The organism is Roseateles sp. P5_D6 (assembly GCF_054049415.1).
Genome location: NZ_JBFUMK010000009.1, coordinates 202,701 through 226,049, shown reverse-complemented (window position 1 = coordinate 226,049; position 23,349 = coordinate 202,701). Strand labels below are relative to the sequence as shown.

The window sequence follows — 23,349 nt, the reverse complement described above, 5'->3', positions numbered from 1 at the left end:
ACATTACTGACCCTCCGGTCATTAACTTCGCCATCTTGGCCACCGCCACCCCCCGTCAACGCCGCAAGGACGCCCGCCCGCAGGAGCTGCTGGACGCCGCCCTGGCGCTCTTCGTCGAGAAGGGCTTTGCCGCCACGCGCAGCGAGGAAATCGCGGCGCGCGCCGGCGTGGCCAAGGGCACGCTCTACCGCTACTACCCCAGCAAGGACGAGCTCTTCAAGGCCATGGTGCGCGACAACCTGTCCGTGCACATCGCCGAATCGGCTGCCCAGGCGGCGCTGTACCAGGGCTCCATCGCCGAGCTGCTGAGCCAGATGATGCAGGCCTGGTGGGCCAAGGTCGGCCATGGCAATGCCGGCGTCGTCTGCAAGATCATGATGGTCGAGGCGCGCAACTTCCCCGAGCTGGCGCGTTTCTATGTGGAGGAGGTCATCCGGCCGTCCCAGGCGCTGATCGGGGGCCTCATCGAGCGCGGCATCCGCACCGGCGAGTTCCGCGCCGTGCCCGTCGAGGCCACGGTGCACATGCTGATCGCGCCCATGCTGCACATGCTGCTGCACGAGCATTCCTTCGGCGAGCACGACATCTGCCACCAGACCATGGGCGCCGAGGAGTTGCTGGACGCCCAGATGTCGCTGCTGCTGCACGGCTTGCTCGCCACACCGGGCTGACCTCTAGAATTTTGCTTTTTGCCGTCGACCGCGCCTCGGAGAACAAGATGAACCTCGAACAAGTCCGCTTCAACATGATCGAGCAGCAGATCCGGCCCTGGGATGTGCTCGACCCCAGCGTGCTGGAGCTGTTGCGCGTGGTGCACCGCGAGGACTTCGTGCCCGAAGCCCACAGGCTGCAAGCCTTTGTCGACACCGAGCTGCCGCTCACAGCCACGCGTCGCATGCTGGCACCCAAGGTGGAGGCCCGGCTGCTGCAGGAACTCAAGGTGCAGCGCCACGAGAAGGTGCTGGAGATCGGCGCCGCCACGGGTCACCTGGCCGCGCTGCTGGGCCACAAGGCGCAGCGCGTCATTGCGCTGGAGGCCGACGCCGGCCTGGCTGCCGCCGCTGCGGCCAACCTGAAGCGCGCCGGCGTGCTGAACGCCACGGTGCTGAACCAGGACGGCGCCGCCGGCCTGGCCGCCGAGGAACCCTTCGACGTGATCCTGCTGTCCGGCTCGGTCGCGTCGGTGCCCCAGGCCTTGCTGAACCAGCTCAAGGTCGGCGGGCGCCTGGCGGCAATCGTCGGCGAGGTGCCTGTCATGCGCGCCGTGCTCGTCACGCGCACCGGCGCAAGCGACTTCCGCACCGTCGAGATGTTTGACACGGTGGCCGGCCGCCTGCCCGGTTTCGCCGAAGCGCCGGCGTTCAGCTTCTAAGCCAGGCCGGATGCAGCCCGTCGCCGTAAAACGACCGTTGCTCCCCGTTTGGGCGCAGGTCGTCACATGGCTTCAGTCACCGGCGGGCTTTGCCTCTATAAACCCGGCCGCGCTCACTACATTGCCCAAGTCAAGGAATTCCATGCCCTTCGTCACAGCCCCCCGCCTGATCCTGCAACCGCTGGCCATCGCCGCCAGCCTCCTGCTCGCCGGCGTGGCCCAGGCCCAGAGCCTGCAGGAGCTCTATGACGCTGCGAGGGGCTATGACGCGACTTATCTGGCGACCCGCAACAGCGCCGACGCGGCTGCGGCGCGCGCTGCCCAGGCCGAGGCACTGATCCGGCCGTCGCTCTATCTGTCCGGTTCGGGCACCGTGGCGCAAACCGACCCGCCTTCGTCTGCGAGCTTCAATACGAGGACATTGACGGCTGGCCTGCAGGGAAAATATTCCGTCTACAACGCGAGCAATATTCCGACCATTGACAAGGCCCGCCGAGCCTATGCGGTCGCTCAGGCCGATCTGGACCTGGCCGAACAGGACCTCATCGTCCGGCTGGCCACGGCCTATTTCGATGTGCTGGCCGCCAAGGACACGCTGACGACGTCGCGCGCCAACAAGGCAGGCATCTCCGAGCAACTGGCCTCGGCCAAGCGCAACTTCGAGGTTGGCACCGCCACGATCACCGACACGCGCGAAGCCCAGGCCCGCTATGACCTGGCAGTGGCTCAGGAGCTGAAAGCCGACAACGATCTGCGCGTCGCGCGCGTCACGCTGGACCAGTTCGTCGGCCGCGTCGGCGTCGAGCCCAAGAGCCTGGCGGTGCCGGTCGCCCTGCCGGCCCTGCCCAGCGACAACGTCGACACCTGGGTCGCGACAGCCGATGACCAGCATCCAGGCGTGCGCAAGGCGCGGTTGGGCCTGGAAATGGCACAGCTCGATACGCAGATCGCCCGGGCCGGCGAAAAGCCGACGCTGGACGCCAGCGCCACCCTGGGTGGCCAGAACCAGCACAACAGCCTGGGTGGCATTGCAGCTGCGCAGGCCGGAGCCGGCACCTCCAAGAACGCCAGCATCGGCCTGACCTTGAGCTATCCGCTCTACACCGGCGGCGCGACGCAGAACCGCATCAAGGAAACCCTGGTGCTGGAGGACAGGGCCCGCAATGACTTTGACTTTGCCCGTCGCAAGGTCGCCGAGGACACGCGCCGCGCCTTCTTCGGCGTGCAGTCGCTGAAGGCCCAGGTTGGCGCCTACGAGGCTGCCGAGTCGTCCACCAAGCTGGCTCTGGAAGCCACCCAACTGGGTTACAAGGTCGGTGTGCGCGTGAACCTGGACGTGCTGAACGCCCAGACCCAGCTCTACACGACCCAGCGTGACCTGGCCAAGGCACGCTATGACGTCGTCGTCAACAGCCTCAGGCTGCGCCAGGCCTCGGGGCAACTGCGCCCCGAAGATGTGGCCGCTGCCAACGGCTTGCTCGCGCGCTGAGAGCCTGGCTCTTCTTTCATCAAGCCCCGCTGCGGCGGGGCTTTTTGTTGGCCGCGGCTAGTGGCGGCGGGGGCTCGGGCTCGGCCGCCGGCAGGGGCTTGAGCGGCGCATGCTCGCGCAGCGCACGCAGGATGATGGCCGTTGAGGTCGGAGCCTGCTGGCAGAAGCGCGACAGCACCGCCTTCAAGTGGGCGACGTCACGCACGGCGATCTCGAAAATCCAGCTGTCCTCCCCGGTGACGTCATAGGCGGTCAGCACTTCCGGGCTGGATTCCAGCGCGCGCAGCAGCAGCGGCTCGTCCATGCTCTCGATGCGGATGACGGCGCGGATCGCGTAGCCGAGCTTGCCGGCGTCCACGACCGCCCGGTAGCCGCGGATGACGCCGCCTTCCTCCAGCTTGCGCACCCGCTCGGTCACCGCAGGCTGGCTCAGGTGCACCCGCCGGCCCAGCTCGGCCATSGTCAGGCGGGCGTCGGCCTGCAATTCCGCCAGGATGCGATGGTCATGCTGATCGAGCTCGATGGCCATGAAATTCTCTAGAAGTCGACGGAATGTTCTTGAATATTAAGGCGAAGTGCTGGCGCAACCTTCAAGTACCCATGTCATGAAAGAGCCGAAATTTCTACGATGCCGGCCATGAACACGACGACGCTGCCCCTCAAGAATGCCCCCGGTTTGAGCCCTTTGCTGCTGCTCTGCCTGGCCGCCACCTGGCTGGTCTGGGGCTCGACCTATCTGGCCATCAAGATCGCGCTGATCAGCCTGCCGCCCTTCTTCCAGATGGGCAGCCGTTTTCTCGTCGCCGGCGTGCTGCTGGCGGGCTGGATGCGCTGGCGCGGCGCGCCATGGCCGAGCCGGCGCCAGTGGCTGCATGCCCTCGTCATCGGCGGGCTGATGCTGGGCGGCGGCATGGGTGGCACGGCCACGGCCGAGCAGACCGTGGGCTCGGGCCTCGTCGTCGCCTTCATTGCCGTGATGCCGCTGATGATTGCCGGCCTCAACCTGCTGTGGGGCGAGAAACCGACCCGGCTGGAATCGGCGGGCATCGCCCTCGGCCTGGTGGGCGTGCTGCTGCTGACGCAGGGCCAGGGCTTTGGCGCATCGCCCGCCGGCCTGGTGGCCATCAGCGTGGCCTGCGCGAGCTGGGCGGTGGGCAGCGTGCTGTCACAGCGCAGCCTGCCACTGGCGCCGGGCGCCATGGGCTTTGCCAGCGAGATGCTGGCCGGTGGCCTTCTGCTGATGGGCTTGAGCCTGGTGAGTGGCGAGACCTTGCCCGGCCATATCGAGCCGCAAGCGCTGTGGGCCTGGGCCTATCTGGTCGTGTTCGGCTCGCTGGTCGCCTTCAATGCCTACATGGTGCTGCTGGCGCAGGCCTCGGCGGGCCTGGCGTCGAGCTATTCCTTCGTCAACCCCGTCATTGCCATGCTGCTTGGCGTCACGCTGGCCGGCGAGCAGATCAGCGGCCACGAGTGGCTGGCCGCGGGCATCGTCCTCGTGGGTGTCGTGCTGCTGCTGATGGGGCGGGCGAGGGCCTAGCCACCCGCGCGGATATTGGCCTGCAGGGCCGGCTGCATCAGCCGGGGCGCGGCCAGCGTCGCATCGCGCGCCTGGCGCATCGCGACGAACTCGGCTTCACTGACGCCGTCATGCGCGTGAATGTTGGCGGCGCGCTGCTCGGCCACTGTCGTTTCCCAGCGCGCCTGGCGGCCGACCGGGTAGTCGTGGCAGACGAAGAGGCGGGTCTCGGGCGGCAGGGTCAGAAGCCGGCGGATCGAGCGGTAGAGCGCGGCGGCGTCACCGCCGGGAAAGTCGGCACGGGCGCTGCCGCCGTCGGGCATGAAGAGGGTGTCGCCGATGAACACGGCGTCCTCGATGCGGTAGGCGAGGTCGGCTGGCGTGTGCCCGGGCACGAGCAGGGCGGTGGCCTCGATGCTGCCGATGCGGAATGACTCGCCGTCGCGCAGCAGGCGGTCGAAGCCGTCTTCTTCAGAGGGCCAGCCGCGCAGGCGGCCCAGCGTGGCTTGCACTTCGCGGGTGTGCTCGCCGATGGCGATCAGCCCGCCTGCTCGGGTGCGCAGGTACCGAGCGGCAGAGACATGGTCGGCGTGGACATGGGTCTCGAGGATCCACTGCAAGGTGAGACCTTGCTCGCGCAGATGCACGAGCAGCATGTCTGCGCTGAGCGTGCTGGTGCTGCCGGCGGCAAGGTCGTAGTCCAGTACCGGGTCGATGACGGCCGCCTGGCGCGTGGTCGGATCGCTCACGACATAGCTGACCGTTCCGGTGACGGCGTCGTGGAAGCCCTGGATGGCGACAGTCATGGGGAATGGCCGGCGATGGAGAAGGCATGATTATATCGATTGATATAATGTTTTGCCATGCCGAGACCCCCCACCCTTGATGTCCAGACCCTGCGCCAGGCAGCAGGCGAGGCCGTCGCTGCCCTGAAGGCCCTGGGCAATCCCGAGCGCCTGTTGTTGCTGTGCCAGATGTCCCAGGGCGAGATCAGCGTTGCCGATCTGGAGGCCCTGCTCGACATCCACCAACCGACGCTGTCGCAGCAGCTGGGCGTGCTGCGCCGCGAGGGCATGGTGGCCACGCGGCGCGAGGGCCGGAATGTTTTCTACAGCGTGGCCGATCCGCGCTTGCTGGCGCTGCTGCGCACCCTCTACACGCAGTACTGCCCCAAGGAGAACACATGACCGTGGACTGGCCTGCCTTCACACCGTGGCCCGCCCTGGCTGGTGGCCTGCTTGTCGGCCTGGCCGTCGCAGTGCTGGTGCTGGGAGCGGGTCGCATTGCCGGCATCAGCGGCATCGTCGGCGGACTGCTGCGGCCGTTAGCCGGTAACCGCGCCTGGCGCGTGGCCTTCCTGGCCGGGCTGCTGGTGTCGCCGTGGATCTTTGCGCTGTTCGCGGGCCTGCCACGGCCGCGCATCGACGCCGCTTGGAGCACGCTGCTGGTAGCCGGCCTGCTGGTCGGCATCGGCACGCGATATGGCGCTGGCTGCACCAGCGGTCATGGCGTCTGCGGCCTTTCGCGGCTGTCGCCGCGCTCTGCGGTTGCGACAGTCGCGTTCATGGCGGCTGGTTTCGCGACCGTCTTCGTGCTGAGGCATTTGCTGTGAAGAAAGTGCTGATCGCCGCGTTCGCGGGCCTGTTGTTCGGGCTGGGGCTGATCGTGTCTGGCATGGCATCCCCGACCAAGGTGCTGGGCTTTCTGGACCTGGCAGGCGCTTGGGACCCSTCGCTGGCCTTTGTCATGGCSGGCGCCATCGCGGTCGGTCTGCCGGCCTTTGCGTGGGCACGCCGGGCCAACGTGCAGTTGCCAGAGGCAACGCGCATCGACCGCCGCCTCGTCGGTGGCAGCCTGTTGTTCGGCATCGGCTGGGGCCTGGTTGGCCTGTGTCCCGGCCCGGCCTTGGTCGTGCTGGGCCTGGGCGATGCCAAGGCGCTCGGCTTCGTCGCGGCGATGCTGGCCGGCATGGCGATCTTCGAGGTGCTGGAGCGCCGAAAAGCATGAGACAAAATCCGCGCCCATGCTGTTTCTGCTCTCGCCCGCCAAGTCCCTCGATTACGACACGCCGACGCCGCCCGAACTGGCGCCGGCGCTGACCCGCCCGCAGTTCCTTGACGACACGGCCGCCCTCATCGACCTCCTGCGCACCAAGAGCGTGGACGATGTGCGCGGGCTGATGGACTTGTCCGAGCCGCTGGCCCAGCTCAATGTCGACCGCTACGCTGCCTGGCGGCCGCGCTTCACCGAGCACAACAGCAAACCGGCCGTGCTGGCCTTCAACGGCGACGTCTACGACGGCCTGGATGCCAGGACGCTGCGCGCCGATGACCTGGCCTGGGCGCAGCAGCACGTGCGCATGCTGTCGGGCCTGTACGGCATCCTCCGGCCGCTGGACCGCATGCAGCCCTACCGCCTGGAGATGGGCACGCGACTGGCCGGTGACCATGGCGCCAGCCTCTACGACTACTGGGGCGATCGCCTCGCCCTGCATCTGAACAAGCTGGCGCGGGGCGAGAAGGTGCCCGTCATCGTCAACCTGGCGTCGCAGGAATACTTCCGTGCCGCGGACCGCAAGGCGCTCAAGCCCAGGGTCGTCGACTGCCAGTTCGAGGACTGGAAGAACGGCGAATACAAGATCATCAGCTTCTTCGCCAAGCGTGCCCGTGGCCTGATGGCGCGCTATGCCATCCAGCATCGCCTGGAGACGCCCGAGGCGTTGAAAGGCTTCAACCTGGACGGTTATCGTCTGGCCCCTGAGGTGTCTTCTCCCGACCGACTCGTCTTCCGCCGCAAGTCATGAGCCAACAAGTCATCACCCCCGAGCTGTGTGAATGGATCACCGAGCAGAGCCGTGCCGGCCACGCGTCAGAAAGCATCCTGGCCGCGATGCTGGGCAGCGGCTGGGATGAGAGCATCGCCCGCCAGGCGCTGGCGCGCACCCTGGGCGAGGTGGCCACGCTGACGCCGCCGCCCGGCGCAACCGTCGGGCTGCCCGAACCCGAGCTGAGCCGCTTCTCGCCCGTCATCGATGCCGGCGACCGCCAGGTCAAGGTCTTGATGGCCTTGCGGCAGCCGCGCGTTATCGTCTTTGGCGACCTGCTGTCGGAAGAGGAGTGCGACGGCATCGTCGCGTTGGCGACCAAGCGCCTGGCGCGCTCCGAGACCGTGGCCACCGGCGGCGAGGGCAGCGAGGTGAACGCCGCACGCACCAGCGACGGCATGTTCTTCGAGCGCTGTGAGACCGAGCTGATCCGCAAGATCGAAGCACGCATTGCGACGCTGTTGCGCTGGCCGCTGGACCACGGCGAGGGCCTGCAGGTGCTGCACTACCGGCCGGGCGCTGAATATCAGCCGCATTACGACTACTTCGACCCGGCTCACGTCAGCACGCCGGCCATCCTGAAGCGCGGCGGCCAACGCGTTGCGACGCTTGTCATGTACCTGAACACGCCCACCGCCGGCGGCTCGACCATCTTCCCGGACATCGGCCTGGACGTCGCACCCGTCAAGGGCAACGCCGTCTTCTTCAGCTACGACCGGCCCCACCCCGCCACGCAGACCCTGCATGGCGGCTCGCCGGTGCTGGACGGCGAGAAATGGGTGGCGACGAAATGGCTGCGTCAGGGCGTCTTCACCTGATCGGGCGGATCACGCCGTTGCGGCAATGCCTGCGACCAACAGGCCGACGCCGACGACCAGCAGCACGAAGTAGCCCATGCTGAGCAGCAGGCCGCGCCAGATGGCGCCGAACCAGCTGAGCCGGTAGACATTGCGCATCGCCACCAGCCCCTGGCCGAAGACGGCGAAAGTCATCAAGCCTTCGATGTTGGCCGCCATGGCCAGCAGCAGGGCCAGGAACCACAGGCTGTGGCTGTGCAGCGAAAACACGAAGTGCTCGGCATAGCGCCTCCCGCTGCCGGCAAACATGGCCAGCAACAGGGCTGCGAAGACCGGCTGCATGGCCAGCATGCCGTAGGGCGCCAGCGCACTGAAGCGGGCCTTCCACTGGTCGCCTGTCATCGACTTGCCTTTCGTGACCAAGCCCGTCACCAAAAGCTCGCTGCGGCTGCAGGCCTCGGGATGCTGCTCATCGCAGCCCAGCTTGGTGTTGACCGATTTCTTGCCCTGGCCGGCCGTGCTTGCCGCCTCGGCCTCAGCCTCGGCCGGCGTCTGCCCAGGCTTGACTTTCACCTTCACTGGCTTGCCGGGCGCGGCCGGTTGGCTGGACTCGACGTCTGCCTCCTGCTCCTCGTGTTTTCCGTGCTGCAGCAGGTGATAGCCGACGAAGAACAGGAAGCTGGCGGTCAGATAGACCCGCAGCGGCAGCACATAGCGCCGCCGCTGGCCGCGGAAATAGGCGTTGGTCAGATGACCCGGCAGGCAGACCAGCGCCCACAGCGTGCGCCACAGCGGCCCGTCGAAGGCGACGTAGTGCCCCAGGTACTCGGTGAACATCTCGCGCACCGAGGGCGGATGCAGGTCGGTCTCCTGGCCGCAATGGCCGCAGTAGACCGGGCGCGGCGTGGCCAGCGTGAAGTGGCAGTTGCGGCAGTAGGGCAGCTCGGGCGCGCCGTGGCTCTTGGGGCTCGTTGGGCTCATGCGGACAGCAGTTTGTTGATCAGCTCGGGCGTGCTGCCCGCCTGGTATTTCTTCATCAGCCGGCCGCGGTAGATGTCCACCGTGCGCGGGCTGACGCCCAGGCGTCGGCCGATGAGCTTGCTGGTCTGGCCCTCGACGAGCAGGGCGGCGATCTCGCGTTCGCGCGGCGTCAGGTCGGCCGTGATCTGGCGGCGCGCCGACAGATCCTCAAAGCTCCAGATGCCGCGGGCATGCGGGTCGGCCGGGTCCAGCGCGCGGCCGGTCACGTGGCACCAGAACAGCTCGCCGCTACCCAGGCGACGCATGACGCGGTCGTCGGCATAGTGGCCCTGGGCATCCAGGCTGGCGACGATGCGCGCGCCGGTGCGCTCGAACTCGACGGCGCTGGGGTACATGACGGCAAAGCTTTTGCCCAGGAGCTGCTCGCGCGTGGCCGCGAACATCTGCAGCACGCGCTCATTGCAGTCGACGATCTGGCGCTGGGCGGACAGCACCAGGCCGATCGGGGCGAGCTGGAAGGCGCTGCGGTAATCGAGGGCGGCGGGTTCCACTTAGGCGAATTCGCTTAATCGACTTCGGAAGGCGCGCGATAGTACCCTTCGCGCTTCACCCGAAAGGCAGGAGACGGCATGAACAAGGTGTACCCGAGCGCTGAGGAAGCGCTGCGCGGCGTCGTGAAGGACGGACAGATGCTCGCGGTCGGCGGCTTCGGCCTGTGCGGCATCCCCGAGGCGCTGATCACGGCCCTGCGCGACAGCGGCGTCAAGGACCTGACGGTCATCTCGAACAACGCCGGCGTCGACGGCTTTGGCCTCGGCGCGCTGCTCGTCACGCGCCAGATCAAGAAGATGATCTCCAGTTACGTGGGCGAGAACAAGGAGTTCGAGCGTCAGTACCTGGCCGGTGAGCTGGAGCTTGAATTCACGCCACAAGGCACCTTGGCCGAGAAGATGCGCGCTGGTGGCGCCGGCATCCCGGCCTTCTTTGTGCGCACCGGCGTGGGCACGCTGATCGCCGAGGGCAAGGAATCGCGCGAGTTCGACGGCGAGACCTACATCCTGGAGAAGGCCCTGGTGCCCGACGTCGCGCTGGTCAAGGCCTACAAGGCCGACAAGAGTGGCAACCTCGTGTTCCGCCGCACCGCGCGCAACTTCAACCCGGCTGCGGCCATGGCCGGCAAGCTGACGGTTGTCGAGGTCGAGCACCTCGTCGAGACCGGCGACATCGACCCGGACGACGTGCATCTGCCGGGCATCTACGTGCACCGCATCGTCGTCAATGCCAACCCCGAGAAGCGCATCGAGAAGATGACTCTCTCGCCATCTAAGGTTTTGGGGACAGACCGCCCGAGCGAAGCGAGTAGCTCTGCGCCCCACACTTCAAAGGACTGACATGCCCTGGACCCAAGATCAGATGGCCGCGCGCGCGGCCCAGGAGCTGGAAGACGGCTTCTACGTCAACCTCGGCATCGGCATCCCGACGCTGGTGGCCAACCATGTGCCCGCGAGCAAGGAAGTCTGGCTGCAGAGCGAGAACGGCATGCTGGGCATCGGCCCCTTCCCGACCGAGGACGAGGTCGACGCCGACCTTATCAACGCCGGCAAGCAAACGGTGACCACGCTGCCCGGCAGCAGCATCTTTGGCAGCCACGACAGCTTCGCGATGATCCGCGCCGGCAAGATCAACCTCAGCATCCTGGGCGCCATGCAGGTCAGCGGCAGCGGTGACCTGGCCAACTGGATGATCCCGGGCAAGATGGTCAAGGGCATGGGCGGCGCCATGGATCTGGTCGCCGGCGTCAAGCGCGTCATCGTGCTGATGGAGCATGTCGCCAAGAAGAAGGACGGCAGCGAAGACCTCAAGATCATCCCCAGCTGCACGCTGCCGCTGACGGGCGTGGGCGTCGTCGACCGCATCATCACGGACCTCGGCGTCTTCGACGTCGTGCCCGGCGGCATCAAGTTGGTCGAGCTGGCCGAGGGCGTCACGCGTGAACAAGCGCAAAGCAAGACGGGAGTTCCGTTGCTCTGAGGTAAATCCGGTCTCGCATCCCCAGTTCATGGGCCAGGACGGGTCAGCGCAAGCTGGCCCGTTTGCGTTGGGCGGAGCATTCTTCGAACAACAGCGAGGCCACCATGCGCGCACCACCGACGCCTGAAGTCGAGACCATCGCCCCCGCACTCGAGACAAGTGCAGACCTGAACCCCGGCGGCATCGCGGCCGCCGCTACGGCAGCGGCTTTGCTGGCTGCCTGCGGTGGAGGAGGGGGAGGCGATGCGCCGACCCCATCGCCGTCACCACCGCCTCCGCCGCCACCTCCACCCCCACCCCCGCCGCCACCCGGCATCACCGACGCCGAAGCCGCGCGTTTCCTGGCCCAGGCCGGCTTTGCCGCGAGCGCAGCCGACATCGCCACCGTCAAGGCCAATGGCTACGCCGCGTGGCTGGACGCGCAGTTCGCGCTGCCGGTCAGCGATGGCCATTTCGACTGGATGGTGGCCAATGGCTATGCCATCGTTGACCACCGCAATGACTTCGGCGGCGCCGACAACACGCTGTGGCGCAAGCTGCTGTCCGCGCCCGATTCGCTGCGCCAGCGCGTTGTGCTGGCCCTGAGCGAGATCTTCGTCATCTCCATGAGCGGCCTGCCCATGCCCTGGCGGGGCTTCGCCATCGCCTGCTATGTGGACATGCTGGAGCAGCGCTGCTTTGGCAGCTACCGCGATCTGCTGAACGCGGTGACGCTGTCCAATGGCATGGGCGTGTATCTCGCCACGCGCGGCAACCTCAAGGAAGACACCAACACCGGCCGCGTCCCCGACGAGAACTACGCTCGCGAGGTCATGCAGCTGTTCAGCATCGGCCTCTACCAGCTCAATGCCGACGGCACGCTCAAGCTCGATGGCAGCGGCAAGCCCATCGAAACCTACAGCCAGGCCAATATCACCGACCTGGCGCGTGTCTTCACCGGCTGGGACTTCGACAGCTACAGCGGCAGCGACCCGGCTTTCATGAAAAAGCCCATGGTCAATATCGCCTCGCGCTTCTCGACCGGCGCCAAGAAGGTGCTGGATGTCGACATCCCCGCCTCGGCCGACGGGCCGGGGGCGCTGAAGATCGCGCTCGATACGCTGGCCGCCCATGCCAATGTCGGGCCATTCATCGGCCGGCAGCTCATCCAGCGTCTGGTCGCCTCAGACCCCAGCCCGGCCTATGTCGGACGCATCGCCGCCGTTTGGGCCGATAACGGTTCTGGCGCTCGCGGCGACCTGAAGACCGTCATCAAGACCATCCTGCTCGACACCGAAGCGCGCACCATTTCCGCAGACCCCGGCGCGGGCAAGCTGCGCGAACCGCTGCAGCGCTTCATCCAGTGGGGGCGCAGCTTCGGTGTCACCTCACCCAATGGCCTCTGGAACATCGGCAACACGAGCGACTCCGGCACCCGCCTGGGCCAGAGCCCGCTGCGCAGCCCCTCGGTCTTCAATTTCTTCCGCCCCGGCTATGTGCCGCCCAACTCGCAGCTGGGTACGAACGACGTCACGGCGCCTGAGTTCCAGCTCTGCAACGAGAGCACGGTGGCCGGCTACATCAACTACATGCAGAAGGCCATTGCCGACGGCATCAACGATGTGAAGCCCAGCTACACGGCCGAGCTCGCATTGGCGGACGATGCGCCGGGTCTGGTCGCGAGCCTGGCAACCCGCCTGGGCGGGGGTGGCATCTCAGCCACCACGCAAGCCACGGTCAGCACGGCGATTGCGACCCTCTCCGCCGCCAGCGACACCGGCAAGGCCAACCGCGTGCAGGCCGCCATCCTGATGCTGATGGCCTGCCCCGAATACCAAGTGCAGAAGTAAGGGGACGACCATGAAGCTCAACCGACTCCCCGAACTGCAGCGCCGCGAGTTCCTTCGCCGTGCTGGCGCTCTTGGCATCGCGGGCAGCGCCGCGCCCTGGGCGCTGAACCTCGCCGCATTGGGCGAAGCCGCCGCGGCCACAGCGCCTGGCGACTACAAGGCCCTGGTCTGCGTCTTCCTGTATGGCGGCAACGACCACGGCAACACCCTGGTCCCGTACGACCAGGCCAGCTACAACGCCTATGCCGGCATCCGCCAGACTCTGGCCACGCCGCGCGAGCAGCTGGCCGCGACGGCCCTTGCACTGAACGTCGGCGGCCGTCAGATGGCCCTGGCGCCCCAGCTCGGCAAGCTCAAGGGCCTGTGGGACAGCGGGCGTCTCGGCATCCAGCTCAATGTCGGCACCCTGATCCAGCCGACCACGCTGGCCCAGTACAACGCCAAAAGCGTGCCGCTGCCGCCCAAGCTGTTTTCGCACAACGACCAGCAGTCCGTCTGGCAGAGCAGCTCGCCCGAGGGCGCCACCTCGGGCTGGGGTGGCCGCATGGGTGACCTCTTCCTGGGCGGCAATGGCACGGCCACTTTCACCTGCATCAATGCCGCCGGCAACGCCGTCTTCATGGCCGGCAAGCAGGCCGTGCAATACCAGGTGTCCACCAGCGGCGCCGTGCCCATCAACGGCATTCTGAAGCCGCTGTACGGCTCGCAGGCCTGCGCCGATGTGCTGCGCGGCCTCATCACGGCCGATCGCACGCACTGGATGGAGGCCGAGCTGAACAAGGTCGTCGCCCGCTCCGTCAGCGCCCAGGGCGTCGTCACCGCCGGCCTGACCGGTGTGCCGGCGCTGCAGACGCCTTTCGACACGGCCAGCGGCCTGTCCGCCCAGCTGCTGATGGTGGCCAGGCTCATCGGCGCTCGCCAGGCCCTGGGTGCGACGCGCCAGGTCTTCTTCGTGTCACTGGGCGGCTTCGACACCCACGATTTCCTGCTCGACGAGCACCCGGGGCTGCTGACCGCTGTCAACGACGCGCTGGCCAGCTTCTACGCGGCCACGGTCGAGCTGGGCGTGGCCAACCAGGTCACCGCCTTCACGGCCAGCGACTTCGGCCGCTCGCTGACCAGCAATGGCGACGGCTCCGACCACGGCTGGGGCAGCCACCATTTCGTGCTGGGCGGGGCGGTGCAGGGCGGCAAATACTGGGGCACGCTGCCCTCGGTCAGCATCAACGGCCCCGACGACGTCGGCCAGGGCCGGTTGCTGCCGACCACGGGTGTGGATCAGCTCGGCGCGACGCTGGCCACCTGGATGGGCGTCGGCGCCGGCGACCTGCCGCGCGTGCTGCCGCAGATCGTCAACTACAGCCAGCGGGATATGGCTTATTTCTGAGTTCGGGGGCGTGCCTAAGATGGCCCCATGCTCCGCCTCCTGACGCCTCTTCTCCTGGCCAGCCTGCTGGCCCCGGCCCATGCCCTCGACCAACCCGAGGCCGCCACCAGCCGCACTGCCAAGCAGGGCAGCCTGACGGCGCCTGCCAAGCGCTTTGCGGTGACGGCGGCCAACCCGCTGGCTGTGGACGCGGGCATCGAGATGCTGAGGGCCGGGGGCTCGGCCGTCGACGCGACCGTTGCCGTGCAGGCCGTGCTCGGCCTTGTCGAGCCGCAGTCCAGCGGCATTGCGGGCGGCGCCTTCCTGATGCATTGGGACGGCAGCCAGGTGCAGACCGTGGACGGCCGTGAATCCGCGCCGGCCGCGGCCACGCCCGAGCTGTTCCTGAAGGCCGACGGCAAGCCCCTGCCCATGCGCGAGGCCATCATGAGCGGCCTGTCCACTGGCGTGCCGGGCGTGCTGGCCATGCTGGCCGAGGCGCACCGCCGGCACGGCCAGCTGCCCTGGGCCAGGCTGTTCGAGCCGGCCATCCGCCTGGCCGAGCAGGGCTTCGCGATCAGTCCGCGGTTGTTCGAGCTGGCCTCGGCCGAGGCGCAGCTGCGCAACGACCCGCAGGCCGGGGCCTATTTCTTCGATGCGGCGGGCGCGCCCAAGCCCGTCGGCACCGTGCTGAAGAACCCCGCCTATGCCGCCGTGCTGCGTGGCATCGCCATCAAGGGCCCCAAGGCCTTCTACGAGGGCGCCGTGGCCGAGGACATCGTGCGCCGCGTGAAAGGCCATGCCCGTCCGGGCCTGCTGAGCGCGGCCGACCTGGCCGGCTACAAGGCCCTGGCTCGCCCGCCGCTGTGCAATGACTGGCGCGCTTACCGCATCTGCGGCTTCGGTCCGCCGACCTCGGGACACCTGACGCTGATGCAGATCCTCGGCATCCTCGACACCCAGCCGGCCGCCGTGACGGCCAAAGGGATCACGGCCGACTGGATGTACGCCTATGCCGAGTCCGCCAAGCTGGCCTTTGCCGACCGCGCCCAGTACATAGCCGACCCGGCCTTTGTGGCCGCGCCAGGCGGTGACTGGCAGAACCTGCTTGCGCCGGTATATCTGAAGCAGCGCGGTGCGCTGATCGGCCCCAAGGCCATGGGCGTGGCCACGGCGGGCCAACCCGCGGCCATCAAGCAGGCCCTGGCGCCCCAGGCCGAGCAACTCGAGTCCGGCACCAGTCAGGTCAGCGTCGTCGATGCCGAAGGCCATGCGGTGGCCATGACGACCAGCGTCGAATCCGCCTTCGGCAGCCGCGTCATGAGCGATGGCGGCACCGGCCTGGCCGGCGGCTTCATGCTGAACAACACGCTGACGGATTTCTCGCTGAACCCCGCCGGTGCCGACGGCAAGCCGGTGGCCAACCGCGTCGAGGCCGGCAAGCGGCCGCGTTCCAGCATGGCGCCGACCCTGGTCTTCGACCGCGACGGCAAGCTCGTCATGGTGGCCGGCTCACCCGGTGGGCCGGTCATCATTCATTACGTCGCCAAGGCCATCACCGGCGCCCTGGCCTGGGGCCTACCGCCCCAGCAGGCGGTGGACCTGCCCAACTTCGGCCATTTCAACTCGGGCCAGCTCATCGTCGAGCGTGGCGCGCTGACGACCGAGCAACTGGCCGACCTGCGCGGTCGTGGCCAGCAAGTAGTCGAGACCGACCTGACCAGCGGCCTGCAGGTGCTGGTGCGGGTCAAGGAAGGTTGGGTCGGCGGCGCCGACCCGCGCCGCGAGGGCGTCGTCCGTGGCGAGTAAGTCGTCCTGCCGCCGCGCGGCATCTTGTCTGACACCGCTGCCCGCTAGCCGCCCACTAGGCTGGTTAGGTTGTGAGCCGCGGGGTCAGCGATGGACGAAGTGCAAGGATGTTGTCTTTCACGCCGGGACGTCTTGATTGCGGGCGCCGGCACGGCAGCCGCCTCAGCCGTTGAGGCCGCTGAACGGGAGCCGGCCATGTCCAATGGAACGACGGGACGCGTGACCCTGGAGGTCAACGGCCAGTCCCACAGCGTCGATGTCGACACGCGCACAACGCTGCTCGACCTGCTGCGTGAGCAACTGCACCTGACCGGCACCAAGAAGGGCTGCGACCACGGCCAGTGCGGCGCCTGCACGGTGCTGCTGGACGGCCGGCGCATCAACAGCTGCCTGATGCTGGCCGTCATGGCGCCGGGCGCCAAGGTCACCACCGTCGAAGGCCTGGGCACACCGCAGAAGCTGCATCCGCTGCAGGCCGCCTTTGTGGCGCATGACGGCTACCAGTGCGGCTACTGCACGCCGGGGCAGATCTGTTCGGCCGTGGGCATGCTGGACGAGCTCAAGCGCGGCGTGCCCAGCCACGTGACGACCGACCTGACCGCCAAGCCGTTGCTGAGCGCCGACGAGTTGCGCGAGCGCATGAGCGGCAACCTCTGCCGCTGTGGCGCCTACTCCAACATCGCCGAGGCGATCACCAGCGTTGCCAAGGAGGCCGCATGAAAGCCTTCACTTTCGAGCGTGCGCGCACGCCGGCCGAAGCCGCCGCGGCGGTGGCGGGCCGGCCCGACGCCAAGTTCATCGCCGGCGGCACCAATCTGCTGGACCTGATGAAGCTGCAGATCGAAGCGCCGGGCCACGTCGTCGATGTCAACGCCCTGGGCCTGGACCGCATCGAGCCGGCGGACGGCGGCGGCCTGCGTATCGGCGCCCTGGTGCGCAATGCCGACCTCGCCAGCGACGCCCGCGTGCGCCAGGACTACGCCGTGCTTTCGCGCGCCTTGCTCGCCGGTGCCTCGGGCCAATTGCGCAACCGGGCGACGACGGCGGGTAACCTGCTGCAGCGCACCCGCTGCCCCTATTTCTACGATACCGCCCAGCCCTGCAACAAGCGCCAGCCCGGCAGCGGCTGCAGCGCCATCGGCGGCGTGGCGCGCTCGCTGGCCATCATCGGCACGAGCCAAGCCTGTATCGCCAGCCACCCGAGCGACATGGCCGTCGCCATGCGCGTGCTGGATGCGCAGGTCGAGACGGTCAAACCCGATGGCCAGGTGCGCCGCATCCCCATCGCCGACTTTCACAAGCTGCCCGGCGACACGCCCCACGTCGAGCACGCGCTGGCCCACGGCGAGCTGATCACCTCGGTGCTGCTGCCGCCACCCGCGGGCGGCACCCAGGTCTACCGCAAGGTGCGCGACCGGGCGTCCTATGCCTTCGCCCTCGTGTCGCTGGCCGCCATCGTGCAGCGTGATGGCAGCGCGCGCCTGGCCTTCGGCGGCGTGGCGCCCAGACCCTGGCGTGTGGAGGCGGCCGAAGGCCAGCTTTCGCGCGGCGCGCACACAATCTTCGGCCAGGCCTTCAAGGGCGCTGCGCCTCAGCAGGACAACGCCTTCAAGCTCAAGCTGGCCGAACGCTTGCTGGTCGACACCTTGCAGCCGACACGGAGCGCATGATGAGATTCGACCAGCCCGCCACCACCAATCCCATCGACCAGGGCCGCATCGTTGGCCGCCCCACGCCGCGCATCGATGGCCCGTTGAAGACGACGGGGACCGCGCCCTATGCCTACGAACACCACGACCTGAAGCAAGCGCCGGCCGTCGGCTATGTCGTGGGTGCCGGCATCGCCAAGGGCCGCGTGGCCGCCATGGACCTGTGCGCCGCCCGCGCGGCACCCGGCGTGCTGGCCATCGTCACGGCCCAGAACGCCGGCAAGCTCGGCAAGGGCAGCATGAACACCGCCAAGCTGCTCGGTGGCCCGCAGATCGACCATTACCACCAGGCCCTGGCCGTCGTCGTGGCCGAAAGCTTCGAGCAGGCGCGCGCCGCGGCGGCGTTGATCGACATCCGCTACGAGGCCGCCAAGGGCCGCTTCGACCTGGCCGCCGAGAAGCCTCATGCGCCGGTGGCCAAGAGCGATGGCTTCGGTGGCGAGGCCGAGACCAAGCATGGCGACTTCGAGGCCGGCTTCGCCAAGGCGCCGGTGCAGCTGGACGCCAGCTACACGACGCCCGACCAGGCCCACGCCATGATGGAGCCGCATGCCACCATCGCCTGGTGGGAGGGCAAGAAGCTGTCGGTGTGGACGTCCAACCAGATGATCGACTGGGCCGTCGGCGACCTCGCCAAGACGCTGGGCATTCCCAAGCAGGACGTGCGCGTGCGTTCGCCCTTCGTCGGCGGCGGCTTTGGCGGCAAGCTCTTCCTGCGCGCCGACGTCGTGCTCGCGGCCCTGGGCGCCAAGGCCACCGGCCGGCCCGTCAAGATCGCGTTGACCCGGCCGCTGATGTTCAACAACACCACGCACCGGCCCGCCACCATCCAGCGCATCCGCATCGGCGCCAACAAGGACGGTCGTATCCAGGCCATCTCGCACGAGAGCTGGTCTGGCAACCTGCCGGGCGGCGGCCCCGAGACGGCCACGGGCCAGACGCGGCTGCTCTACGCCGGCGAGCATCGCTACACCGCAATGCGCCTGGCCGTGCTGGACCTGCCGGAAGGCAACGCCATGCGCGCGCCCGGCGAGGCGCCGGGCCTGATGGCGCTGGAGATCGCGATGGACGAGATGGCCGAAAAGCTCGGTCTGGACCCCATCGAGTTCCGCGTGCGCAACGACACCCAGGTCGACCCCGAGAAGCCGCAGCGTCCCTTCTCGCAGCGCCGCCTGGTGGAGTGCATGAAGCAAGGCGCCGAGCGCTTCGGCTGGAACCGGCGCAATGCCAGACCGGCGCAGGTGCGCGAGGGCGCGTGGCTCATGGGCCTCGGTATGGCGGTGGCCTTTCGCAACAACCTCTTGATGAAGTCCAAGGCCCGCGTGCGCCTGGAGGGTGAGCGCGTCATCGTCGAAACCGATATGACTGACATCGGCACTGGCAGCTACACCATCATTGCGCAGACGGCGGCCGAGACCATGGGTGTGACCCTCGACAAGGTCGTCGTGCGCTTGGGGGATTCGAGCTTCCCGGTGTCCTGCGGCTCGGGCGGCCAATGGGGCGGCAACAACTCGACGGCCGGCGTGTATGCGGCTTGCATGAAGCTGCGCGGCATGGTCGCCCAGAAGGCCGGCATGGCCGACGCGGAGTTTGCCGGCGGCGAGGTGCGTGGCGGCGGCAAGGCCGCGCCGTTGAAATCATTCGCCGGCCTGGTGGCCGAGGACGGCATCGAATACGGCGACCTCGACAAGCGCTACCAACAGTCCACCTTCGGCGGGCATTTCGCCGAGGTGGCGGTGGACGCGACGACCGGCGAGGTGCGTGTGCGGCGCATGCTGGCTGTGTGTGCGGCGGGGCGCATCCTGAACCCGACCTCGGCGCGCAGCCAGGTCATCGGCGCCATGACCATGGGCGTTGGCGCGGCGCTGATGGAAGACCTGAAGGTGGACCACCGCCGCGGCTTCTTCGTCAACCACGACCTGGCCGGCTACGAGGTGCCGGTGCACGCCGACATCCCGCACCAGGACGTCATCTTCCTGGACGAGACCGACCCGATCTCGTCGCCGATGAAGGCCAAGGGCGTGGGCGAGCTGGGCATCTGCGGCGCGGCCGCTGCGGTGGCCAACGCCGTCTACAACGCCACCGGCGTGCGGGTGCGCGACTACCCGCTGACGCTGGACAAGCTGCTCGCCGGCCTGCCCGCGCTGACTTAGCGGCGCTGGTTCAGGACGACCAGGCCCAGGGCGGCCAGCGCGGCGAACAGCAGGCCGCTCCAAACCTCGTAGGGCAGGCCGACGAGGCGATAGGCCGCCGCCTCCGCGCAGTTGGCCGTGATCATGAAGACCGAGGGCCACAGCTCCTCGAGCCCGAGCGCCGTGACGATCTTGTCCGCCAGGCCCATCGCGCAGGTGGCGCTCTGCGAGGCCACCTCATGCTGGAAGACGGCCGCCGTGAGGCCCGCGGCGCACAGCATCAGCACGACCACGAGGGCCGTCTGACGCAGCGCGCGCTTGGCGCTCACCAGCCAGCCCAGCAGCGAGACGGCGCCGATCACCAGGAAGATGGCCCGCTGCAGCACGCACCACGGGCAGGGCTTGACGCCGAACTGGTGCTGGGCGATCAAGGCGATGCCGACGGCGCCGAAGCTCGCCACGGCCATGCCGGCCAGCGCACGGGCCGGCAGCTTGGAAGGGGTGGTGAACATCAGTCCTGAACTTCCGCGATCAGCTCGATCTCGACGCAGGCGCCAAGCGGGATCTGGGCCACGCCGAAGGCGCTGCGSGCATGCTTGCCGGCGTCGCCCAGCACCGCGGCGAACAGCTCGGAGCAGCCGTTGGTGACGAGGTGCTGCTCGGTGAAGTCGGGCGTGCTGTTCACGAGGCTCATGACCTTGACGATGCGCACGATCTTGCCCAGGTCACCGGTGGCGGCCTGCAGCGTGCCGAGCAAGTCGATGGCCACGGCGCGTGCGGCCGCCTGGCCGGTGGCGGTGTCGACATCCTTGCCGAGCTGGCCCACCCAGGGCTTGCCGTCCTTTTTGGCGATATGGCCCGACAGGAACAGCAGGTTGCCGGTGCGTGTGAAGGGCAGGTAGGCGGCGGCGGGAATGGCCAGCGGCGGCAGGGTGATGCCGAGTTCGGCGAGCTTGGCTTGGATGGCAGAAGAGCTCATGCGTAGAAGCGCGGTGGCGCAAGCGAAAAACCGCGGCATGCTACACCCCGCGTCCCAATAAGGCGGGACAGGGGAGGGGCATTGGCTCAGCGGCCGTGGGGCGTGCGCGAACTGGTGGCGACGGGCCTGGCCTGGCTGGGTGGCCTGGTGCTGCTGCAATGCTGCGAGCGACTGCCGATGGCGGCCGAATATGCGCTGCTGGTCTTGGCGTTCTTGCTGTTCCTGCTGCTGCACCGTCGCCATTGGCTGGCCTTGGCCGCAGCGGTCGCGGTGCTCGCATTCACACAGGCCGGGTTGCGCGCCGAGCTGCGCATGAAGCCCGAGCTGCATCCGGCCTGGGAAGGCCGCGATCTGGTGCTGGGCGGCCGCATCGATTCGCTGCCCATCGCCGTCACCGGCCAGGGGGGCGCGCCGGGTTGGCGCTTTGAATTTGCCGTGGACTCGGTCGGCGCAACGGGCACAGCGCTGCCGCCCGAAGTGCCGCGACGTTTGATGCTGTTGGCCTATGACTCAGCGCCCATCACTGCGGGCGAGCGCTGGCGCTTTACCGCCCGCCTCAAGCGCGCCCATGGCCTGGCCAATCCGGGCGGTTTCGATGTCGAGCTGTGGCTGTTCGAGCAAGGCCTGCGTGCCAGTGGCGTCGTGCGCACGGCCGAGCGATTGCAGGCGGCGCCCTGGTGGTCGCTGGACGCCGCGCGCCAGCGCCTGCGCACCGCCATCCGCGAACGCGTGGCCGACCCTGGTATGGCCGGCGTGCTGGCGGCGCTGAGCCTGGGCGACCAGAACGCCATTGCCCACAGCGACTGGAATCTGTTTCGCGATACCGGGGTGAGTCATCTCCTGTCGGTCTCAGGAAGTCACGTCGTCCTGCTCGGTTGGCTGGCCTCTGCACTCGTCGCGCCGCTGTGGCGCCGCAGCCGCTGGCTCTGCCTGCGCATGCCCGCGCCCACGGCGGCACGTTGGCTGGGCGTGGCGGTGGCCTTCGTCTATGCGCTGTTCTCGGGCTGGGGCGTGCCGGCGCAGCGCACCGTCATCATGCTGGCCGCCGTCGCCGCTCTGCGCAGCCTTGGCCTGCGCTGGCCCTGGCCGCTGATGCTGCTGGCGGCCGCCGTCATCGTCACGGCAGCCGACCCCTGGGCGCTGATGCAGCCGGGCTTCTGGCTGTCCTTCGGCGCCGTGGGCCTGTTGATGGCGGCTGGCGGGGAGCACGCAGACGGCTGGCGCGCCAGATGCAAGGCGGCGCTGCGCACCCAAGCCATCGCGACCGTCGGCCTCGCGCCGCTGAGCCTGATCTGCTTTGCACAGCTCTCCGTCGTCGGCCTGCTGGCCAACCTTGTTGCCATCCCGCTGATCAGCTTCGTCATCACGCCGCTGGCTTTGCTGGGCGGCCTGTTCACGCCGCTGTGGGCACTGGCCGCCGTGCTGATGCAGGCCTTGATGGCCTGGCTCAAGCTGCTGATCGCCTGGCCAGCGGCGGTGTGGTGGCTGCCGGCGGCACCACTGTGGTCGCAGGCACTGGCATTGCTGGGCTCCGCGCTGATCGCGCTGAGGCTGCCCTGGCGGTTGCGCGCTGCAGGTCTGCTGATGACGCTGCCGCTGCTGTGGCCGGCCGTGCCGCGCCCACCTGACGGCGAGTTCGAACTGCTGGCGCCGGACATCGGCCAGGGCAACGCGGTGCTGGTCCGTACCCGTGGCCATGCGCTGCTTTTCGACACCGGCCCGGTTTATGCGCCGGGCTCGGATGCCGGCGAACGGGTGCTGCTGCCACTGCTGCGCCGCCTGGGCGTGCACCGGTTGGACATGCTGATGCTCAGCCACCGCGATGGTGACCACGTCGGCGGCGCGGCGACTTTGATGCAGGCGCTCTCGGTGGGAGAGCTGCGCAGCTCGCTGGAGCCGGGCCATCCGCTGCTCGGCGTCGGGCTGCCCGTACAGCGCTGCGAAGCCGGCCAGACCTGGACCTGGGACGGCGTGCGCTTTGACGTACTGCACCCCACGCTGGCCCATTACGGGGGCGGCTTCCGGTCTAACGACCTGTCTTGCGTATTGCGCATCACGGCGGCTTCGGGCCGACGCGCGCTGCTGGCGGGCGACCTGGAGGCCGAGCAGGAGCGGCAGCTCGTGAAGCGCGAGGCTGATCTGCATGCCGAGGTGCTGCTCGTACCGCACCACGGCAGCAAGACCTCATCCAGCGCCGAGCTGTTGGCCGCCGTTGCGCCGAGCGTCGGTGTCGTGCAGGCCGGCTACCGCAGCCGCTTTGGCCATCCCGCGCCGCCGGTGCTGGCGCGCTACCAGGCCGCGGGCATCGCCGTCGTTGCCAGCCCGGCCTGCGGCGCCTGGCGCTGGCAGAGCGCGACGCTCGAGTCGAGCTGCGAGCGCGAGCTTCGCCAGCGCTATTGGTTGGACCGCAGTCCGGTCATTTCGGGCCTGGACGGCCCTCTGGTTGAAGAGGCGCCAACGGCCGAGGCCGAGCTGGCCTTCTGACGCCGGGGCTGCCACACTCGCCCAGCCATCA

General features: G+C 68.3%; 24 protein-coding genes. 18 read left to right on the top strand and 6 right to left on the bottom strand.

The window, feature by feature from the left end; translation table 11 throughout:
• Positions 1 to 35: 35 nt before the first annotated feature.
• From ACXJKM_RS14650 to ACXJKM_RS14640, 3 genes are all read left to right on the top strand, one after another.
• The gene (locus tag ACXJKM_RS14650) at positions 36 to 671 is read left to right on the top strand and encodes a TetR/AcrR family transcriptional regulator (RefSeq protein ID WP_235531847.1); all 636 of its coding nucleotides are present in this window, start codon (positions 36 to 38) and stop codon (positions 669 to 671) included.
• A 47-nt stretch (positions 672 to 718) separates the two neighbouring features.
• Positions 719 to 1,372, top strand: a complete 654-nt coding sequence (locus ACXJKM_RS14645) for a protein-L-isoaspartate O-methyltransferase family protein (protein WP_056193488.1) — start codon at positions 719 to 721, stop codon at positions 1,370 to 1,372.
• A gap of 142 nt (positions 1,373 to 1,514) precedes the next feature.
• Positions 1,515 to 2,861 (top strand): TolC family outer membrane protein, encoded by a 1,347-nt coding sequence (locus tag ACXJKM_RS14640; RefSeq protein ID WP_056193398.1) that lies wholly within the window; start codon positions 1,515 to 1,517, stop codon positions 2,859 to 2,861.
• Between the two features lie 19 nt (positions 2,862 to 2,880).
• On the opposite strand, the gene ACXJKM_RS14635 is transcribed toward ACXJKM_RS14640, so the two are convergent.
• Positions 2,881 to 3,390, bottom strand: a complete 510-nt coding sequence (locus tag ACXJKM_RS14635) for an Lrp/AsnC family transcriptional regulator (protein WP_056193403.1) — start codon at positions 3,388 to 3,390, stop codon at positions 2,881 to 2,883.
• Positions 3,391 to 3,498: 108 nt separating this feature from the next.
• On the opposite strand from ACXJKM_RS14635, the gene yedA reads away from it, so the two are divergent.
• Entirely contained in the window at positions 3,499 to 4,398 is a 900-nt protein-coding gene (gene yedA / locus ACXJKM_RS14630; protein WP_056193491.1) for a drug/metabolite exporter YedA, read from the top strand.
• Here yedA and ACXJKM_RS14625 read toward each other — a convergent pair.
• Positions 4,395 to 5,183 (bottom strand): MBL fold metallo-hydrolase, encoded by a 789-nt coding sequence (locus ACXJKM_RS14625; RefSeq protein ID WP_056193406.1) that lies wholly within the window; start codon positions 5,181 to 5,183, stop codon positions 4,395 to 4,397. The genes yedA and ACXJKM_RS14625 overlap by 4 nt on opposite strands.
• 57 nt (positions 5,184 to 5,240) lie before the next feature.
• Between ACXJKM_RS14625 and ACXJKM_RS14620 the strand changes: the two genes are divergently transcribed.
• From ACXJKM_RS14620 to ACXJKM_RS14600, 5 genes are read left to right on the top strand one after another with little or no spacing between them, the layout of a single operon-like run.
• Positions 5,241 to 5,564 (top strand): ArsR/SmtB family transcription factor, encoded by a 324-nt coding sequence (locus ACXJKM_RS14620; protein WP_056193408.1) that lies wholly within the window; start codon positions 5,241 to 5,243, stop codon positions 5,562 to 5,564.
• On the top strand, positions 5,561 to 5,989 hold the full coding sequence (locus ACXJKM_RS14615) for a YeeE/YedE family protein (RefSeq protein ID WP_457325350.1): 429 nt from the start codon (positions 5,561 to 5,563) through the stop codon (positions 5,987 to 5,989). Before ACXJKM_RS14620 ends, ACXJKM_RS14615 begins: the two co-directional genes overlap by 4 nt.
• Positions 5,986 to 6,384: a DUF6691 family protein gene (locus ACXJKM_RS14610; RefSeq protein WP_327082870.1), complete on the top strand. Its 399-nt coding sequence runs from the start codon at positions 5,986 to 5,988 to the stop codon at positions 6,382 to 6,384. Before ACXJKM_RS14615 ends, ACXJKM_RS14610 begins: the two co-directional genes overlap by 4 nt.
• Before the next feature lie 16 nt (positions 6,385 to 6,400).
• Positions 6,401 to 7,180, top strand: a complete 780-nt coding sequence (gene yaaA, locus ACXJKM_RS14605; RefSeq protein ID WP_457325348.1) for a peroxide stress protein YaaA — start codon at positions 6,401 to 6,403, stop codon at positions 7,178 to 7,180.
• On the top strand, positions 7,177 to 8,019 hold the full coding sequence (locus tag ACXJKM_RS14600) for a 2OG-Fe(II) oxygenase (RefSeq protein ID WP_056193415.1): 843 nt from the start codon (positions 7,177 to 7,179) through the stop codon (positions 8,017 to 8,019). Before yaaA ends, ACXJKM_RS14600 begins: the two co-directional genes overlap by 4 nt.
• Before the next feature lie 9 nt (positions 8,020 to 8,028).
• Here ACXJKM_RS14600 and ACXJKM_RS14595 read toward each other — a convergent pair whose 3' ends face one another.
• Both ACXJKM_RS14595 and ACXJKM_RS14590 read right to left on the bottom strand, forming a co-directional pair.
• Positions 8,029 to 8,979 carry a DUF3667 domain-containing protein gene (locus ACXJKM_RS14595; RefSeq protein WP_056193418.1) on the bottom strand — a complete coding sequence of 317 codons (951 nt, stop codon included), beginning with the start codon at positions 8,977 to 8,979 and terminating at the stop codon, positions 8,029 to 8,031.
• Positions 8,976 to 9,530: a LuxR C-terminal-related transcriptional regulator gene (locus ACXJKM_RS14590; RefSeq protein WP_056193421.1), complete on the bottom strand. Its 555-nt coding sequence runs from the start codon at positions 9,528 to 9,530 to the stop codon at positions 8,976 to 8,978. Before ACXJKM_RS14590 ends, ACXJKM_RS14595 begins: the two co-directional genes overlap by 4 nt.
• Positions 9,531 to 9,608: 78 nt before the next feature.
• On the opposite strand from ACXJKM_RS14590, the gene ACXJKM_RS14585 reads away from it, so the two are divergent.
• The 8 genes from ACXJKM_RS14585 to paoC all read left to right on the top strand — a co-directional run bounded on the left by ACXJKM_RS14585 (position 9,609) and on the right by paoC (position 19,876).
• Complete coding sequence (locus ACXJKM_RS14585; protein WP_457353225.1) at positions 9,609 to 10,370, top strand: CoA transferase subunit A; 762 nt, start codon at positions 9,609 to 9,611, stop codon at positions 10,368 to 10,370.
• Between the two features lies 1 nt (position 10,371).
• Entirely contained in the window at positions 10,372 to 11,010 is a 639-nt protein-coding gene (locus ACXJKM_RS14580; protein ID WP_457353223.1) for a 3-oxoacid CoA-transferase subunit B, read from the top strand.
• A 104-nt stretch (positions 11,011 to 11,114) separates the two neighbouring features.
• Positions 11,115 to 12,839: a DUF1800 domain-containing protein gene (locus ACXJKM_RS14575; protein WP_457353221.1), complete on the top strand. Its 1,725-nt coding sequence runs from the start codon at positions 11,115 to 11,117 to the stop codon at positions 12,837 to 12,839.
• Positions 12,840 to 12,849: 10 nt separating this feature from the next.
• A complete protein-coding gene (locus tag ACXJKM_RS14570; RefSeq protein ID WP_457353219.1) occupies positions 12,850 to 14,226 on the top strand; it encodes a DUF1501 domain-containing protein in 1,377 nt (458 codons plus the stop codon).
• Positions 14,227 to 14,253: 27 nt separating this feature from the next.
• The gene (locus ACXJKM_RS14565) at positions 14,254 to 16,014 is read left to right on the top strand and encodes a gamma-glutamyltransferase family protein (RefSeq protein WP_457353217.1); all 1,761 of its coding nucleotides are present in this window, start codon (positions 14,254 to 14,256) and stop codon (positions 16,012 to 16,014) included.
• Positions 16,015 to 16,104: 90 nt separating this feature from the next.
• Complete coding sequence (paoA, locus tag ACXJKM_RS14560) at positions 16,105 to 16,734, top strand: aldehyde dehydrogenase iron-sulfur subunit PaoA (RefSeq protein WP_457353215.1); 630 nt, start codon at positions 16,105 to 16,107, stop codon at positions 16,732 to 16,734.
• Positions 16,731 to 17,684 (top strand): FAD binding domain-containing protein, encoded by a 954-nt coding sequence (locus tag ACXJKM_RS14555; protein WP_457353214.1) that lies wholly within the window; start codon positions 16,731 to 16,733, stop codon positions 17,682 to 17,684. Before paoA ends, ACXJKM_RS14555 begins: the two co-directional genes overlap by 4 nt.
• Positions 17,684 to 19,876: an aldehyde oxidoreductase molybdenum-binding subunit PaoC gene (gene paoC, locus ACXJKM_RS14550; RefSeq protein ID WP_457353212.1), complete on the top strand. Its 2,193-nt coding sequence runs from the start codon at positions 17,684 to 17,686 to the stop codon at positions 19,874 to 19,876. The genes ACXJKM_RS14555 and paoC overlap by 1 nt, the downstream gene beginning before the upstream one ends.
• Here the strand turns inward: paoC and ACXJKM_RS14545 are convergent.
• Positions 19,873 to 20,367, bottom strand: a complete 495-nt coding sequence (locus ACXJKM_RS14545; protein WP_457353210.1) for a disulfide bond formation protein B — start codon at positions 20,365 to 20,367, stop codon at positions 19,873 to 19,875. The genes paoC and ACXJKM_RS14545 overlap by 4 nt on opposite strands.
• A complete protein-coding gene (locus ACXJKM_RS14540) occupies positions 20,367 to 20,834 on the bottom strand; it encodes a RidA family protein (protein ID WP_457353208.1) in 468 nt (155 codons plus the stop codon). The genes ACXJKM_RS14545 and ACXJKM_RS14540 overlap by 1 nt, the downstream gene beginning before the upstream one ends.
• Before the next feature lie 81 nt (positions 20,835 to 20,915).
• Between ACXJKM_RS14540 and ACXJKM_RS14535 the strand changes: the two genes are divergently transcribed.
• The gene (locus ACXJKM_RS14535) at positions 20,916 to 23,318 is read left to right on the top strand and encodes a DNA internalization-related competence protein ComEC/Rec2 (protein WP_457353206.1); all 2,403 of its coding nucleotides are present in this window, start codon (positions 20,916 to 20,918) and stop codon (positions 23,316 to 23,318) included.
• Positions 23,319 to 23,349 lie beyond the last annotated feature (31 nt).